This is a genomic window from Paraburkholderia sp. (assembly GCF_049581445.1).
Classification (GTDB): domain Bacteria; phylum Pseudomonadota; class Gammaproteobacteria; order Burkholderiales; family Burkholderiaceae; genus Paraburkholderia.
The window spans coordinates 1-14,008 of record NZ_JBAURZ010000379.1 but is presented as its reverse complement, the minus strand read 5'-3'; the positions used below and the strand labels follow the sequence as shown (position 1 = coordinate 14,008).

Here is a 14,008-nt window from a genome sequence, read left to right as displayed (position 1 = left end):
GCGCAAGCCGTCAAGCCGGCTCGCGTGCCCCGCGAACGCAAGTCGCTGCCGGCGGCCGACAGCGCGCCGATGCAACAGGTTGAAACGGCGAAGCATCAGCAGTAAGCCGTCGAACCCGTCGCAACACGCGTCGAAGTAGTGCAAAAAGCCCGCCGTCAGTTCGCTGACGGCGGGCTTTTTGTTATATCCATGCGGGTATTCGCCCCACTGTGACCGGGCGGACCTTCCGCTAAAATGAAAGTCCGCACCTTAGCGAAGCAATCCATGTCCCGTCGCGTCATTCCTGTTGCCGATGTCAGCGCAGTGCCGGTGTTCTCCGGCCCCATGCAGACGCCAAGCGGCGTGCTGCGCGATGCATTGGCACGCCCGCTGCGCGATTTGAGGATTTCGGTCACGGATCGCTGCAATTTCCGCTGCGTGTACTGCATGCCGCGGGCGGTGTTCGACAAGGACTACGCCTTCCTGCCGCACGGCGCGCTTCTGAGCTTCGAGGAGATCGAGCGCGTTGCCCGGCTGTTCGTGGCTCACGGCGTGGAAAAAATTCGCCTGACCGGCGGCGAACCGCTATTGCGCAAAAATCTCGAATTCCTGATCGAGCGGCTTGCGCAACTCACCACGCCCGAGGGCCGCCCCCTCGACGTCACCCTGACGACCAACGGCTCGCTGCTCGCCCGCAAGGCGCGCAGTTTGAGAGACGCAGGGCTTACGCGCGTCACCGTCAGTCTCGACGCGCTTGACGACGCCTTGTTCCGACGCATGAACGACGCCGATTTCGCCGTGGATGACGTGCTGGAAGGCATCGCCGCCGCTCAGGCGGTCGGCCTTGCGCCGGTCAAGATCAATATGGTGGTCAAGCGTGGCACGAACGACAGCGAGATCATTCCCATGGCGCGCCATTTCAAAGGCACAGGCGCTGTGCTGCGTTTCATCGAATACATGGATGTGGGCACTTCGAACGGCTGGAATATGGCGGAAGTGCTGCCATCCTCCGACGTGATTGCCCGCATTGACGAGCATTTTCCGCTCGTGCCGCTCGAAGCACATAGCGCGGCGGAAACCGCGCAGCGTTGGGGCTACGCGGACGATAGCGGCGAAATCGGCGTCATTTCCAGCGTGACGCGCGCATTCTGCGGGACTTGCACCCGCGCCCGGCTTTCTACTGAAGGCAAGCTCTACCTGTGTTTGTTCGCGTCCACGGGGCACGATCTGCGCGCACTCGTTCGCAACGGCTCAAGCGACGAAGCAATCGCCTCCGCGATCGCCCATATCTGGCAAGCCCGTACCGACCGCTACTCGCAACTGCGCGGCAGCGGCGCAGCCGCGTCGCAGGCGTCACCAGAGCCACGCGTCGAAATGTCTTACATCGGCGGCTGAAGCTGTTTTGCCCATGAGTCTCTCATCTGTGCACCTCACGGGGCTGGTCCTGGCCGGCGGGCGCGGCATGCGCATGGGTGGCGTCGACAAAGGTCTGCAACTGCTGCATGGCGAAGCCCTCGCTTCGCACGTTCTGAAACGGCTCGCCCCGCAGACAGGACCGCTGCTCATCAGCGCCAATCGGCATGCCGAGGCTTATGCCGCGCTCGGGGCGCCATTCAGCGCAACTGTCGTGGCGGATACGCTGCCCGGGTTTCCCGGGCCGCTGGCGGGCTTGCTGGCCGGGCTGCGGGCCGCCGACACGGCATTCGTACTGAGTGCTCCGTGCGACTCGCCGGGCCTGCCTGCCGATCTCGCCACGCGCCTCGCTCACGCACTCGAAGCGCACGGGGCCGACATCGCCACGGTCAGCACCATCGATGGCCTCGGCAACTCCTCGATTCACCCCGTTTTCGCGTTACTGCGCACGTCGCTGGCCGACGACCTCTCGGCCTTTCTGGAGGCCGGTGAACGCAAGGTTCGCGCGTGGTACGCGCGCCACAAGACGGTTGAAGTCACCTTTACCGACGAGCGCGCGTTTTACAATATCAACTCTTTGCAAGAACTCGCCGACCTCGAGCGACCGTAGCCAACCGTGATCGCGGCTCGGGTCCCAGCTGAAATCCTGCTCCAGACGCACGGCGGCAACCCTGTCCGGATGCGGTCAATCAACCGTATCCGACCGACCGCTTCCGGCCGCGACGCTCCTCATTCATGACCACGCTCAACGAATTTTCCAGCTGCGTCACCCAATACGATCCACAAGCGCTCCCGGTGACGGCCGCTCAGGCCATCGTGCGCCAGTGGGCCACGCCCGTCACCGCGGTTGAACACGTGCCTCTACACGATGCGCTCGACCGCGTGCTGGCTGAAGACATCGTGTCCCCCTGCGACGTGCCCGCGCACGACAACTCCGCGATGGACGGCTACGCCTTGCGCAGCGCAGTTCTTGAGGACCAGGGAGCCACTGTGGAACTCACGGTGGCCGGCAAGGCGCTGGCGGGACATCCATTCGGCGGCGCTGTGGCACCAACGGCATGCGTGCGCGTCATGACCGGCGCTTGCATGCCGGCCGGCTGCGATACGGTCGTGCCGCAAGAACTCGTCGCCTGCTCCGGCGAAACGATCCGCTTTCCGGCCAATGCAGTGCGCGCCGGCGCGAACCGGCGTCTGGCCGGTGAAGATCTCCCCCGTGGCAGCGCTGCGTTGCGCGCCGGGCGCATCTTGCGCTCGTCAGACCTTGGGCTGATCGCTTCGCTGGGGATCGGTGAAGTGCCGGTCCGGCGCCGTCTACGTGTCGCCTTCTTTTCGACCGGCGACGAATTGCGTTCGCTCGGCGAACCGCTCGAACCCGGCTGCGTGTATGACAGCAACCGGCACACGCTGTTCGCCATGCTGCGCCGCCTGAATATCGACCCGCTCGACCTGGGCGTGGTGCGCGACCAGCCCGCGGCGCTGGAAACGGCCCTGCGCAGTGCTGCCGCCAGTGCCGATGTCGTCCTGACCTCGGGCGGCGTTTCGGTCGGCGAAGCCGATTTGACCAAGCAACTCTTGCAGACCTTCGGCGACGTCGCGTTCTGGAGCCTCGCCATGCGCCCGGGGCGCCCACTCGCGTTCGGACGCGTGTGGTCCGGTGAACGGCCCGGCGTCGGCCTGCCTGCACTTTTCTTCGGCTTGCCGGGTAACCCGGTTGCCGTGATGGTGACCTTCTACCAGATCGTGCGCGAAGCCCTGCTGGTCATGTCCGGCGCGTCAGCGCAACCAGTGCCGCTGCTGCAGGCTGCTAGCGCCGAAATAATACGCAAGCGCGTTGGACGCACCGAATATCAGCGCGGCATTGCCAGGCGCGATGCCAACGGTCAATGGCATGTCACGCCAACCGGCTCGCAAAGTTCCGGCGTGCTGAGTTCCATGAGCGAAGCCAATTGCTTTATCGTGCTCGCACACGAACGATCTGACGTGGTCGCTGGCGAAAGCGTCGATGTCATGCTGTTCGACGGCCTGATCTGACTGAACCGGCCGCCGCGCTCCTTCTACTTACCCTCATCACTACGACCAACGGGTTTGATCTACATGAAAAAACAGATCTCGTTCATTGCACCGGGACAGACTGCCAAGGCGCTCATTCTCGTCTACCTGACTTTCAGCGTACCTATCGTGCTGCTCGGCGTGCTGGTGGCGTTTTTTCGTTACGGGTCGGTCGAGTTGACCACGATCTTCAGCGCGCTGCTGCTGAACGCGATTCTCGGCTTCATCCTGCTCTGGATCGCCTGCCACGCCTATAACTGGGTGGCATCGCGCTTCGGCGGCATTGAGATCCACTTGAGCGACGCGCCCGAGGAAGCGTGATGGCAGCGACGATTCGTAGCGCCACGCCGGGCGACATCGGCGCCATTTTTTCGTTGATGCTCGAACTGGCCGAATTCGAAAAGCTCACACATCTGTTCGTCGCCACTGAAGCAGGTGTGCATGACGCGTTGTTTGGCGCACGGCCATCGTCCGAGGCGATGGTGGCTGAGGAAGAAGACGGCCGCATCGTCGGCTACTCACTCTTCTTCCATAACTTCTCGACCTTCCTCGGCCGCCGCGGACTGTATCTGGAAGACCTGTACGTGCAGCCGTCGCAGCGCGGCAGCGGCCTCGGTACCCGTATGCTGCGGCAACTGGCGGCGCTGGCTGTGGAGCGGCAATGCGGCCGTTTCGAATGGACGGTGCTCGACTGGAATCAACCGGCCATCAGCTTCTACGAAAAGATGGGCGCGACCGTGTTGCCGGAATGGCGTGTGGTGCGGATCACCGGCGATGCGCTTGATGCGCTGGCCGGCGCGACTTCCGCCAAGGCCGGTTAAAGAAACCAGGCTCCGAACAGGTTGAGCGCCCGTTAGCGTTCAACCTGAGTCAACCACGGACTATTCACTCGTCCGCATCAGCGCCAGATAGCGCGTCACCAAGCAGGCCTGCCGCCTCATCACCGGGCAACGCTTCAACGTCGCGCAGTTTGCGGTTCATCACTCGGGTTCGTTTTTCTGCGGCGTCGATTGAGCGCGTGACCGTTTCGAGTTGCGACCGGGTTCTCGCCAGCACATCGCCAAATTTGCCGAACTCGGTCTTCACCGCGCCCAGCACTTGCCACACCTCGCTTGATCGCTTCTCGATAGCCAGCGTGCGAAAGCCCATTTGCAGGCTGTTGAGCAACGCGGTCAACGTGGTCGGGCCAGCGATCGTCACGCGGTAATCCCGTTGCAACAGGTCGGTGAGCCCTGGACGGCGCAGGATTTCCGCGTAGAGGCCTTCAGTGGGCAGGAACAGCAGTGCGAAATCCGTCGTGTGCGGCGGCGACACGTATTTCTCCGCGATCGTGCGAGCCTCAGCGCGAATGCGCGCCTCCAGCGCGCGCGACGCTTCTTCGACCGCGCCCGGGTCAGCGCGCTCCTGGGCATCGATCAGCCGCTCGTAGTCTTCGCGCGGGAACTTGGCGTCGATGGGCAGCCAGACCGGGAGAGCCGTCCCATCCTGCTCAAGACGACCCGGCAGCTTGATGGCGAACTCCACCCGCTCGGCGCTTTGCGGCACCGTCGCGATGTTCTTCGCGTACTGATCCACCGTGAGCAATTGTTCGAGCAATGCTTCAAGCTGCACTTCGCCCCACGTGCCGCGTGTCTTGACGTTGGTCAGCACCTTCTTCAGGTCGCCCACACCTGCAGCCAACGTCTGCATTTCCCCAAGGCCGCGATGCACCTGCTCAAGGCGCTCCGACACCTGCTTGAAGGATTCACCCAGCCGCTGTTCCAGCGTGGCATGCAGTTTTTCATCTACCGTGCGACGCATCTCCTCGAGCTTGGCCGAGTTGTTCGCCTCAATGTCCTTCAGCCGCTGCTCGATCGTCGCACGCACCTCGGCGAAGCGGCGGTCGTTAGCCTCAGTGAGTTGTCCCAGTTGCGCGGTCAGCGTTTCTCCGAAACGTGTCAGCACCACAGCCTGCTCTTCGCGCGCCTGCTGGGCCTGCTGTTGCACGCTATGCCGCACCGCCTCGAGCTGCTGGGCATTCGTTTCGGTCAGCTTGACAAGCTGTTGAGCGAAGCCGTCTATCTTGCCGCTCTGCAGCGTAGTCATACTGGTGAACTGCGCTGCGAGTGTTTGCTGGAACTGCGAAAACCCGCCGTTCAACTCGGTGCGCGACACACGCGCCGTCTCTGTGATCTCACCGCGCAGCTCACGCTCGAGCCGCTCATAAGCGCGCGTCTGTGCCGCACCGGTTGCGCCGATATGGTCACCCAGGTCGTCGAACCGCTTGTCGAGGTCCGCCTGACCATTGCCGCGCTTCAGAACCGACACCAGCATCAGCAAGGCAATCAGCAATGCGACGGTCAACACCATGACCGCCGCAGGCAACATCATCGTCATGAGCGCGCCTTGCCGATCACTTCGGGATTGATCGGGTTGGCAGGACGACCCGCGTTGGGGCCTTCGCCGAGTGCGGCGATCAGGTTGTCGGCAGCGAGATTGGCCATCGCGCGGCGCGTGGCTTCCGTGGCGCTCGCTATGTGCGGCGCTAGCACGACGTTCGGCACGGTGAGCAAGTCGGGATTCAGGTCCGGCTCACCCTCGTAGACATCGAGCCCGGCCGCTGCAATACGCTTCGCGCGCAACGCGTCGACGAGCGCCGCGTCGTCGACAATACCGCCGCGCGCGATGTTGGTGAGCGTGGCGGTTGGCTTCATCTGCGCGAGTTCGGCCGCGCCGATCGTATGGTGGTTGTCCTTCGTGTAAGGCAGGACCAGCACGACGTGATCGGCCCGCCGCAACAGTTCCTCTTTCGACACATATTGCGCGTTCAGTTCGGCTTCGATCTCCGGCGCGACCCGCGAGCGGTTGTGATAGATCACCTGCATGTTGAAACCGCGGGCGCGGCGCGCGACCGCCTGGCCGATCCGACCCATGCCGATCACACCCAGCGTTGAACCATGGATGTCGCTGCCGAGAAACGCGTCATACGCCCATTTCTGCCAGTGTCCGGCACGCAGCCAGTGCTCCGATTCAGCAATCCGGCGAGCGGCGGCCATCATCAGTGCCCAGCCGAAGTCGGCAGTGGATTCGTTCAACACGTCCGGCGTGTTGGTACCGAGCACATTTGCGGCGCTAAACGCAGCCATGTCGAAGTTGTTGTAACCCACCGCCATGTTGGCCACGACCCGCAGTCGCGGCGCCGCTGCGAGCACGGATGCACCAACCGGGTCGCCGGCGGTCAGCGCGCCGTCCTTGTCAGCGAGGCGGCGCGTGAATTCGTCTGCGGACAGCACGTCGCCGTTGTTCCAGTCGACATCGAAATACTGTTTGAGGCGTTCAATCACATCCGGAAAAATCGGACGTGCGACCAGGATCTTCTGCATTGCAATTCTCCGAATAGCGCGCCGGGATTGCCTGCTTGTCCCGGCACAAATCAAACGCTAAAAGAACAGCCAGGTGGTCATCAGAAACACCGGCACCAGCACGACGACCGACCACCCCAGGTAAGCGAAAAAACTGGGCATGCGCACGCCGCGTGACTCGGCAATCGCCTTCACCATGAAGTTGGGCGCATTGCCGATATAACTGTTCGCGCCCATGAATACGGCGCCGGCCGAAATCGCGGCGAGCGTCGTGGCGCCCGTGGTCATCAACGCATGCGCGTCGCCGCCCGCGAGATTGAAGAACACCAGGTAGGTTGGCGCATTGTCGAGAAACGAGGACAGCAGCCCAGTGGCCCAGAAGTACGCCGCGTCTTGAGGCTGACCGGACGCGTCCTGAACGAGATGAACGATGCCGGCAAACGCCCCAGCGTCGCCCGCGCGCAAGATCATGATGACCGGGGCGATCGTGATGAAGATGCCGGCAAACAGCTTGGCGACCTCTTCAATCGGTGCCCAGTTGAAGTCGTTGCCTGCGCGTGCCGCACGCGGCGTCACCGCCAGCGACAGCAGCGCGAGCGCGATCAGCGCCAGGTCTCGCACAAGGTTTTGCAGGGCGACATGCGTGCCGAACAGGTCAAATTCGATGCCTGGCTTCCACAAGCCGCTCATCAGAACCAAGGCGATAACCGCCCCGAGCAGCACAAAATTGATCTTGCCGTCGATGCCCAACATCGGCGAGTCCGGCGTCGGATCGAGGAACGGCGCACGCTCCTCTTCGCGCCGGTGGTAGAAATACGAATCCAGTGCATAGAACGTGGCTAACAAAACGGCGCAGATGAATAGCATCGGCAACGCCAGATGCGTAGTGGTCCAGAAAAAATTCACGCCATTGAGAAAACCGAGAAAGAGCGGCGGATCGCCGAGCGGCGAAAGCGAACCGCCCGCGTTGGCGACGAGGAAGATGAAAAACACCACCACGTGGACGACGTGCTTCCGGTTGTCATTGGCCCGCAGCAACGGGCGGATCAGCAGCATCGCCGCGCCGGTCGTGCCCATGATGCTGGCGAGCACGGTCCCCAGCGCCAGGATCGCGGTATTAAGCCGCGGCGAGCCGTGCAGATTGCCACGCACACAAATACCGCCCGCGACGGTATAGAGGGTAGTTAGCAGCACGATGAATGGCACGTACTCTTCCAGCATCGCGTGGACGAACGCGCCGAATGCCGTGCCCGCGCCAAACACGGCGCCAAACGGTGCGAGGAACAGAATCGCCCAACCCGCTGCAATCTTGCCGAAATGGTGATGCCAGAACGCCGGCGCGATCAGCGGAAAGATGGCGATAGACAACAGCACGCCGGCGAACGGCACGCCCCACCATGCCGATAGCGTTGCGCCATCGAGCGTGGCGGCTGATGCGAATTGAGGCGCAAGCGCCAGTGCGGCGACACTTCCGATGGTCGTCCACGCGGCGTGTCGCCTCATGTTGGGATCCTGTGACTTCAAACGTGGTAGCAAGTGAGAGCGAGTAGATAAGGTTAGGTGCGGCTGCGTTCACAAGGTGAGATGCCGGAGCCGTGTTCGCGACGCGGCACGCGGTTCACGCGCCGCGCACAACAATCACATGCACCCGGTAAGGGCCATGCGCGCCGAGCACGATGGTCTGCTCGATATCGCCGGTACGCGACGGACCCGACACGAAGTTCACCGCGCGCGGCAGTTCACCCCGTTCGACGCGAATCAGATTGAACGCGTCTTCATGGCCGGCGACGATCCGCGAGGCCGGCACGATGGCGATATGGGTTTCCGGCAGCAACCCCGCTGATGCATAGGTTTGCGGCCCGGACAACAATACCAGCGTGCCGGTTTCGGCCGTCGCACAAAAGCAGCCGGTGATGCCGACCAGATCGTCATTTTCAGGTTTGCGAAATTCGACCGTAAGTCCCGCTTCGGACCAGCCGAGATCCTGCAGCGTTTGCCATGCAATCGCCTGCAACGGCAGGCTCTGTACAGTCAGATAGCGATGCGCGGCAGCCGGCGCGTCGCTCAATGCATCGACGCTTTCGACGGTGGTGGCCATCTTGCGCGCTTCTTCAATGAAGCGCGTGACCAGGTCGTCCGGCATAGGCGGCCGCGGTCCTTGTGGGTGACGCATCAGATAGTCAGCCGCGGCCTCACGTTCCGAGGCGGACGGTTCGCCTTCACGTCCCTGGGCAGCGCGGATGCGCGCCAGAATGTTGCGGCGAGCGATCGATGTATCCATGGGGCAAGTCCTCGCGAGGTTCTCGTTACGATAGCCGTGCGGCATCGCGAGGATTATACCGGCCACCTCGTGCGCAAACAGCCGTCCAGATGGCCAGGGCGTGCGACGCGAACGCGCCGCACGCAAGCATTACTTCGGCGTTTCCTCGTCCGGCTGTGTGATGCCGAAGACCTGACGTAAGTAGGCCAGGTAAGCCTTGTCTTCGCACATGTTCTTGCCCGGCGAATCGGAAAGTTTCGCGACCGGCTGGCCATTGGCGCGAACCATCTTGATAACGATCTGCAGCGGGTTGTAACCCAGATCGTTGGTCAGATTCGTGCCGACACCGAAGGCGAGTTTGCAGCGACCACGGAAGCGTTCGTACAATTGCAGGACCTTCGGGATGTCGAGCGCGTCCGAAAATACCAGCACTTTCGTGCGCGGGTCGCAGCGGTTCGCCTCGTAGTGGCGCAACAGCCGCTCGCCCCATTCGAAGGGATCGCCCGAGTCATGGCGCGCACCGTCGAACAGCTTGCAGAAATACATGTCGAAATCGCGCAGGAACGCTTCCATGCCGTACACGTCGGACAGCGCGATACCCAGGTCACCGCGATATTCCTTCGCCCACATCTCGAAGCCGTAAATCTGCGAATCGCGCAGCCGCGGACCGAGCGCCTGGCAGGCCTGCAGATATTCATGCGCCATCGTGCCCAGCGGCGTGAGGCCATGCTTCATCGCGTAAAAGACGTTGCTGGTGCCGGTGAACTGTTCACCCAGGTCGTCTTTCAGCGTGAGGATCACCTCTTCGTGCCAGCGCTTTGAGAAGCGGCGCCGCGTGCCGTAGTCGGCGATCTTGCAGTCGGCGAATTCCGGCCGCGCGCCGAGCAGCTTGATCTTCTCGCCGAGCCGCTCGCGGCCCTCGCCATAAGCCGGCTGCTGTTGCGTGTTGCGGAAGTAGACTTCATTGACGATCGCGAGCACGGGGATCTCGAACAGGATCGTGTGCAGCCACGGACCCTTGATGTCGATATCAATCTCGCCGTTGCCCTTGGGCGAAGCCGTAATCGAAATGTACTTCTCGCTCAGGTGGAAGAGCGCGAGGAACTCGATGAAATCGCCCTTGATGAAGCGCATGCGCCGCAGGTAATCGAGTTCGTCGTCGGCAAAGCGCAGCTCGCACAGCTTGCGCACTTCATCGCGAATCTCCTTGATGTACGGCACGAGGTTGACTTTCGGCGTCCGGCAACGAAAGCGGTATTCCACGCTCGCAGCAGGAAAATGATGCAGAACGACCTGCATCATCGTGAACTTGTACAGATCAGTATCGAGCAGCGAAGTAATAATCATGATGGTGCGAACCGGACTGCGGAAAACGGAGGGCCTGACATGGCCCGTGCACAGGGCTCATGCGCCTGTGGCACGCCCCTGCGCGCCAATCTGACGCATGTTACCCGAATGCGCCTCGCCATATGCTCCAGCGCCCACCCGCGGCGCCATAAACTAATCACGAAATCGTATAAACCGGGTGGAGCGCGTGCCGCATACGCCTCTTGACGTTACGTTACAATACCGCTTTTGGCGTTTCGCCTCCCCGATACCGCATGCAGGAGCTGCTCGAATGACTCACGTTGTGACCGAAAGCTGCATCAAGTGCCGCTATACCGACTGCGTTGATGTGTGCCCGGTGGACTGCTTTCGCGAAGGTCCCAACTTCCTCGCGATCGACCCCGATGAGTGCATCGACTGTGCCGTGTGCGTCGCCGAATGTCCGGTGAACGCCATCTACGCGGAAGAAGACGTGCCGGGCGACCAGCAGGACTTCACCGCGCTGAATGCAGAGCTCGCCAAGAACTGGCCTAGCATCACGAAGACCAAGGCGCCGTTGCCCGAAGCGGACGAGTTCAAGGACGTGAAGGAAAAACTGGCTTTGCTCGCTCGCTGATCTGCCAGGGCGGTGCGCGGCTGGTGCGCCGTCGGTCCTTTAAGCGGCCGTGCAGGTTTGTTAAGGCGCGCCAGTTCGAAGATATAGAGATACGCGCAAGGTATTGACAGCCCCAGTAGTACCTCCTACAATTTCGCTTCTCTGCTTTTGCTGTTCCCCGATAGCTCAGTTGGTAGAGCGCCGGACTGTTAATCCGTAGGTCCCTGGTTCGAGCCCAGGTCGGGGAGCCAAGAATTGCAAAGGCCCGTTAACCATGACGGGCTTTTTTATGTAAAGTTGTACTGCTGTTCCTCGATAGCTCAGTTGGTAGAGCGCCGGACTGTTAATCCGTAGGTCCCTGGTTCGAGCCCAGGTCGAGGAGCCAAAAAATTTGAAGGCCCGCATTCGTGCGGGCCTTTTGTTTTTGGCGGTGAATGTGCGGTGAATGGTCAGCTTCAAGTCTGCTTCAAGCGGCGTGGGGTTGCCCCTGAAAGGCCAACGCGCCCTGATTCACCGCCCGTTGCAACGGGTCGCGTCAATAGCAAATATATTGGCTAACGTGCGTGATTACGTCGGAATACACCCTGTCCGCCGTTATACGATGGTGTTTTTTATCCGGCATCCCGATGAAATCCACCTTCTCGCGCATCACGCTCGGCTGCACCCTCGCCTTTGCTCTGCCCGTCGCCCATAGCGAGGAGGTCGCAAGCGTCAACACCAACTTTCATGTCACAGGTTCCGACCGCGTGGTGGTCGAGGCCTACGACGACCCCCTCGTTCAGGGCGTCACCTGCTACGTGTCGCGCGCCCGCACCGGCGGCATCAAAGGCACGCTGGGTGTTGCCGAGGATCCGACGGAGGCATCGATCGCCTGCCGGCAAGTCGGCGCCATCAAGATCACGGGGCCGCTCAAGCAGCAATCCGATGTGTTCTCCGTGAGCATGTCGCTGATCTTCAAGACGCTGCACGTGGTACGGGTGGTCGACGCGAAGCGCAACACGCTGGTTTATATGACCTACAGCGACCGCGTCGCGAGCGGCAGCGCGAAAAACAGCGTGAGCGCCGTCCCAATGCCGGCGGGCACCGCCATTCCGCTCAAGTGAGCATCATGTCTACAGTGGAGGCCCGAGCGCGCTAAACTGGCAGGCCGAGCCGGAGTTTCATCATGCCCGTCAGCCGTTTCCGCGATTCTGCCCGTTACTGGCGCACGCCGCTTCTGCCCGGCGCGGATCTGCTCACAGCCGAATATCACGATCACGAGTTCACGCCACACTGGCACGACGCGTACACGATTCCTGTGATCGTGGCCGGCGCCGAAGGGTATCGCTATCGCGGCAGCGACTATGTCGCCGAAGCGGGCAGCGTGCCCATCATCCACCCGGGTGAGTTGCACACGGGCGCGAAGGCGATCGAGGCCGGCTGGCGCTATCGCGTGTTCTATGCGCCGGTGGATTTCGTGCGCTCCTTGGCAGGCGAGGTCGCCGGTCAGCCCCAGCCCTTGCCTTGGTTCGAGCCCGGCGTGATTCGCGATCTGGATCTGGCCCAGCGGCTCGCCCACGCCCACCGCCTGCTCGAAGCCGAAGCCGACCCGCTCGCCGCCGAAGCCGCGATGCTCGACGCGCTCTCGACCCTTCTGGCCAGATACTCGCGCAGCCAGTCGACACCCCAACGATGCGCCGGCGACGACACCCGCGTGGCAATCATGAAAGAGCGCCTGACGGGCGGTCTCACGATGCCCGTTCAACTGGCCGAACTGGCGAGTGCGGCTGGGCTATCGCCCTTCCATGCGGCGCGCCTTTTCACGCAGACGACTGGCTTGCCACCGCATGCATGGCGCAATCAGGTCCGCTTGCAGCGCTCGCTGGCGCCGCTGCGTGCCGGCGTGTCCGTAACGGAAGTCGCGGCCGCCACCGGCTTCACTGATCAAAGCCATTTCACGCGACACTTCCGTCGCGTGTTCGGCGTGCCGCCGGGCCGCTGGCAGGCTGCCTGAGAAGCGCGCGTTAATCAAAGACGTTCGCCACTTTATTCCCTGCCGTCCGGCCATCCACGACGCAAACCGCAAGAACGTACAAGCCCTCTCCACCCTTGCCCCGCTATGCTCGGCGCACCAAGGAGGCAAGCTTGACCCAACCCAACCGCCCTACCCGCTTCGCTGAATTCAACGCCGGCGCGCGCGACATCATTCCAATGATGGTCGGCGCGGCGCCGTTCGGCGTGATCTTCGGCACCCTCGTCGCGTCCGGTCCGCTACACCCGTGGCACGGGCAACTGATGTCGCTCGTCGTGTTCGCCGGCTCCGCGCAGTTCATCGCGCTCGGGCTGATCGCCGGCCACGCTAGTTTTGCTGTGGTGTGGGCCACCACGCTCGTCGTCAACCTACGCCACGTGCTCTATAGCGCCACGCTCGCTCCGTATGTTTCGCATCTGCCCCTACGCTGGCGCCTCGCGCTTGGCGGCGTACTCACGGACGAGGTGTTCGCCGTTGCCTGGTCTCACTACCGGCATCACCCGCCTGGCTCGGTGAGTCCTTATTACTTTCTCGGCGCCGGACTCGCCATGTACATCAACTGGCAAATCTGGACGCTGGCCGGCCTGCTGTTCGGTGCAGCCTTTCCGGGCCTGCAGTCGCTCGGACTGGATTTCGCCATGGTCGCGACTTTCATCGCGATCGTCGTGCCGCAACTGGTCGCCCTGCGCTATCTGGCCGCTGCCGTCACCGCCGGCGCGCTGGCGTTCTTCTGGCAAGCCTGGCCATACAAGCTCGGGCTGCTTGGCGCCGTGTTCGCAGGGGTCGTAGTGGGTGTGCTGCTGTCGCATCCCGGCTTGCGGCAGCGCTCCACGGAGGCGGCACAATGAACTACGTCCTGTTGATCCTCGGGATGGCGCTGATCACGTGGATGATCCGTGCCGCCGTGTTCGTGCTCGGCGACCGGCTGGTGTTCCCGCCGCTCGTGCGCACCGCGCTCGGTTTCGTGCCGGTGACGGTGCTGACCGCCATCATTGTGCCAATGGCCGTCTCGCCGCACGGCGATGGCGCCGAGC

Annotated in this window: 15 protein-coding genes and 2 tRNA genes; 12 read left to right on the top strand and 5 right to left on the bottom strand. The window is 62.5% G+C overall.

The genetic code is table 11. The features are described from left to right. Positions 1 to 264: 264 nt before the first annotated feature. The 5 genes from moaA to WCA85_RS32865 all read left to right on the top strand — a co-directional run bounded on the left by moaA (position 265) and on the right by WCA85_RS32865 (position 4,262). Positions 265 to 1,374 (top strand): GTP 3',8-cyclase MoaA, encoded by a 1,110-nt coding sequence (gene moaA / locus WCA85_RS32885; RefSeq protein WP_424069535.1) that lies wholly within the window; start codon positions 265 to 267, stop codon positions 1,372 to 1,374. A 13-nt stretch (positions 1,375 to 1,387) separates the two neighbouring features. Then, positions 1,388 to 2,002 carry a molybdenum cofactor guanylyltransferase MobA gene (gene mobA / locus WCA85_RS32880; protein WP_424069533.1) on the top strand — a complete coding sequence of 205 codons (615 nt, stop codon included), beginning with the start codon at positions 1,388 to 1,390 and terminating at the stop codon, positions 2,000 to 2,002. 125 nt (positions 2,003 to 2,127) lie between these two features. Beyond that, positions 2,128 to 3,423, top strand: a complete 1,296-nt coding sequence (gene glp / locus WCA85_RS32875) for a gephyrin-like molybdotransferase Glp (RefSeq protein WP_424069531.1) — start codon at positions 2,128 to 2,130, stop codon at positions 3,421 to 3,423. Positions 3,424 to 3,486: 63 nt separating this feature from the next. Next, the gene (locus WCA85_RS32870) at positions 3,487 to 3,762 is read left to right on the top strand and encodes a hypothetical protein (RefSeq protein WP_424069529.1); all 276 of its coding nucleotides are present in this window, start codon (positions 3,487 to 3,489) and stop codon (positions 3,760 to 3,762) included. Beyond that, on the top strand, positions 3,762 to 4,262 hold the full coding sequence (locus WCA85_RS32865; RefSeq protein WP_424069527.1) for an N-acetyltransferase family protein: 501 nt from the start codon (positions 3,762 to 3,764) through the stop codon (positions 4,260 to 4,262). Before WCA85_RS32870 ends, WCA85_RS32865 begins: the two co-directional genes overlap by 1 nt. Before the next feature lie 64 nt (positions 4,263 to 4,326). Here WCA85_RS32865 and WCA85_RS32860 read toward each other — a convergent pair whose 3' ends face one another. The 5 genes from WCA85_RS32860 to pncB all read right to left on the bottom strand — a co-directional run bounded on the left by WCA85_RS32860 (position 4,327) and on the right by pncB (position 10,389). Further along, complete coding sequence (locus WCA85_RS32860) at positions 4,327 to 5,817, bottom strand: DNA recombination protein RmuC (protein ID WP_424069525.1); 1,491 nt, start codon at positions 5,815 to 5,817, stop codon at positions 4,327 to 4,329. Further along, positions 5,814 to 6,803, bottom strand: a complete 990-nt coding sequence (locus WCA85_RS32855) for a 2-hydroxyacid dehydrogenase (protein WP_424069523.1) — start codon at positions 6,801 to 6,803, stop codon at positions 5,814 to 5,816. Before WCA85_RS32855 ends, WCA85_RS32860 begins: the two co-directional genes overlap by 4 nt. 57 nt (positions 6,804 to 6,860) lie before the next feature. Beyond that, positions 6,861 to 8,285, bottom strand: a complete 1,425-nt coding sequence (locus tag WCA85_RS32850) for a sodium:proton antiporter (RefSeq protein WP_424069521.1) — start codon at positions 8,283 to 8,285, stop codon at positions 6,861 to 6,863. 115 nt (positions 8,286 to 8,400) lie between these two features. Further along, positions 8,401 to 9,063, bottom strand: coding sequence for a LutC/YkgG family protein (locus WCA85_RS32845; protein ID WP_424069519.1), 663 nt, complete (start codon positions 9,061 to 9,063; stop codon positions 8,401 to 8,403). A gap of 129 nt (positions 9,064 to 9,192) precedes the next feature. After that, positions 9,193 to 10,389, bottom strand: a complete 1,197-nt coding sequence (gene pncB / locus WCA85_RS32840; RefSeq protein WP_424069517.1) for a nicotinate phosphoribosyltransferase — start codon at positions 10,387 to 10,389, stop codon at positions 9,193 to 9,195. A gap of 271 nt (positions 10,390 to 10,660) precedes the next feature. Here pncB and fdxA point away from each other — a divergent pair, with 271 nt between their 5' ends. From fdxA to WCA85_RS32805, 7 genes are all read left to right on the top strand, one after another. Further along, positions 10,661 to 10,984, top strand: coding sequence for a ferredoxin FdxA (gene fdxA, locus WCA85_RS32835; protein WP_424069515.1), 324 nt, complete (start codon positions 10,661 to 10,663; stop codon positions 10,982 to 10,984). 154 nt (positions 10,985 to 11,138) lie between these two features. Beyond that, a tRNA-Asn gene (locus WCA85_RS32830) sits at positions 11,139 to 11,214 on the top strand. Positions 11,215 to 11,272: 58 nt separating this feature from the next. Next, positions 11,273 to 11,348 (top strand) — tRNA-Asn (locus WCA85_RS32825). A 241-nt stretch (positions 11,349 to 11,589) separates the two neighbouring features. Continuing rightward, positions 11,590 to 12,066, top strand: coding sequence for a CreA family protein (locus tag WCA85_RS32820; protein WP_424069513.1), 477 nt, complete (start codon positions 11,590 to 11,592; stop codon positions 12,064 to 12,066). 62 nt (positions 12,067 to 12,128) lie between these two features. Continuing rightward, positions 12,129 to 12,956, top strand: a complete 828-nt coding sequence (locus WCA85_RS32815; protein ID WP_424069511.1) for an AraC family transcriptional regulator — start codon at positions 12,129 to 12,131, stop codon at positions 12,954 to 12,956. 197 nt (positions 12,957 to 13,153) lie between these two features. Further along, complete coding sequence (locus WCA85_RS32810) at positions 13,154 to 13,822, top strand: AzlC family ABC transporter permease (protein ID WP_424069537.1); 669 nt, start codon at positions 13,154 to 13,156, stop codon at positions 13,820 to 13,822. Continuing rightward, on the top strand, positions 13,819 to 14,008 hold a 190-nt coding region (locus tag WCA85_RS32805), incomplete at its 3' end, for an AzlD domain-containing protein (RefSeq protein WP_424069509.1). The genes WCA85_RS32810 and WCA85_RS32805, both read left to right, overlap by 4 nt.

Excerpts from the sequence above, each read along its gene's own strand:
- moaA (WP_424069535.1), top strand. The coding sequence starts at position 265 with ATGTCCCGTCGCGTCATTCCTGTTGCCGATGTCAGCGCAGTGCCGGTG.
- mobA (WP_424069533.1), top strand. The coding sequence starts at position 1,388 with ATGAGTCTCTCATCTGTGCACCTCACGGGGCTGGTCCTGGCCGGCGGG.
- glp (WP_424069531.1), top strand. The coding sequence starts at position 2,128 with ATGACCACGCTCAACGAATTTTCCAGCTGCGTCACCCAATACGATCCA.
- WCA85_RS32870 (WP_424069529.1), top strand. The coding sequence starts at position 3,487 with ATGAAAAAACAGATCTCGTTCATTGCACCGGGACAGACTGCCAAGGCG.
- WCA85_RS32865 (WP_424069527.1), top strand. The coding sequence starts at position 3,762 with ATGGCAGCGACGATTCGTAGCGCCACGCCGGGCGACATCGGCGCCATT.
- WCA85_RS32860 (WP_424069525.1), bottom strand. The coding sequence starts at position 5,817 with ATGACGATGATGTTGCCTGCGGCGGTCATGGTGTTGACCGTCGCATTG.
- WCA85_RS32855 (WP_424069523.1), bottom strand. The coding sequence starts at position 6,803 with ATGCAGAAGATCCTGGTCGCACGTCCGATTTTTCCGGATGTGATTGAA.
- WCA85_RS32850 (WP_424069521.1), bottom strand. The coding sequence starts at position 8,285 with ATGAGGCGACACGCCGCGTGGACGACCATCGGAAGTGTCGCCGCACTG.
- WCA85_RS32845 (WP_424069519.1), bottom strand. The coding sequence starts at position 9,063 with ATGGATACATCGATCGCTCGCCGCAACATTCTGGCGCGCATCCGCGCT.
- pncB (WP_424069517.1), bottom strand. The coding sequence starts at position 10,389 with ATGATTATTACTTCGCTGCTCGATACTGATCTGTACAAGTTCACGATG.
- fdxA (WP_424069515.1), top strand. The coding sequence starts at position 10,661 with ATGACTCACGTTGTGACCGAAAGCTGCATCAAGTGCCGCTATACCGAC.
- WCA85_RS32820 (WP_424069513.1), top strand. The coding sequence starts at position 11,590 with ATGAAATCCACCTTCTCGCGCATCACGCTCGGCTGCACCCTCGCCTTT.
- WCA85_RS32815 (WP_424069511.1), top strand. The coding sequence starts at position 12,129 with ATGCCCGTCAGCCGTTTCCGCGATTCTGCCCGTTACTGGCGCACGCCG.
- WCA85_RS32810 (WP_424069537.1), top strand. The coding sequence starts at position 13,154 with ATGATGGTCGGCGCGGCGCCGTTCGGCGTGATCTTCGGCACCCTCGTC.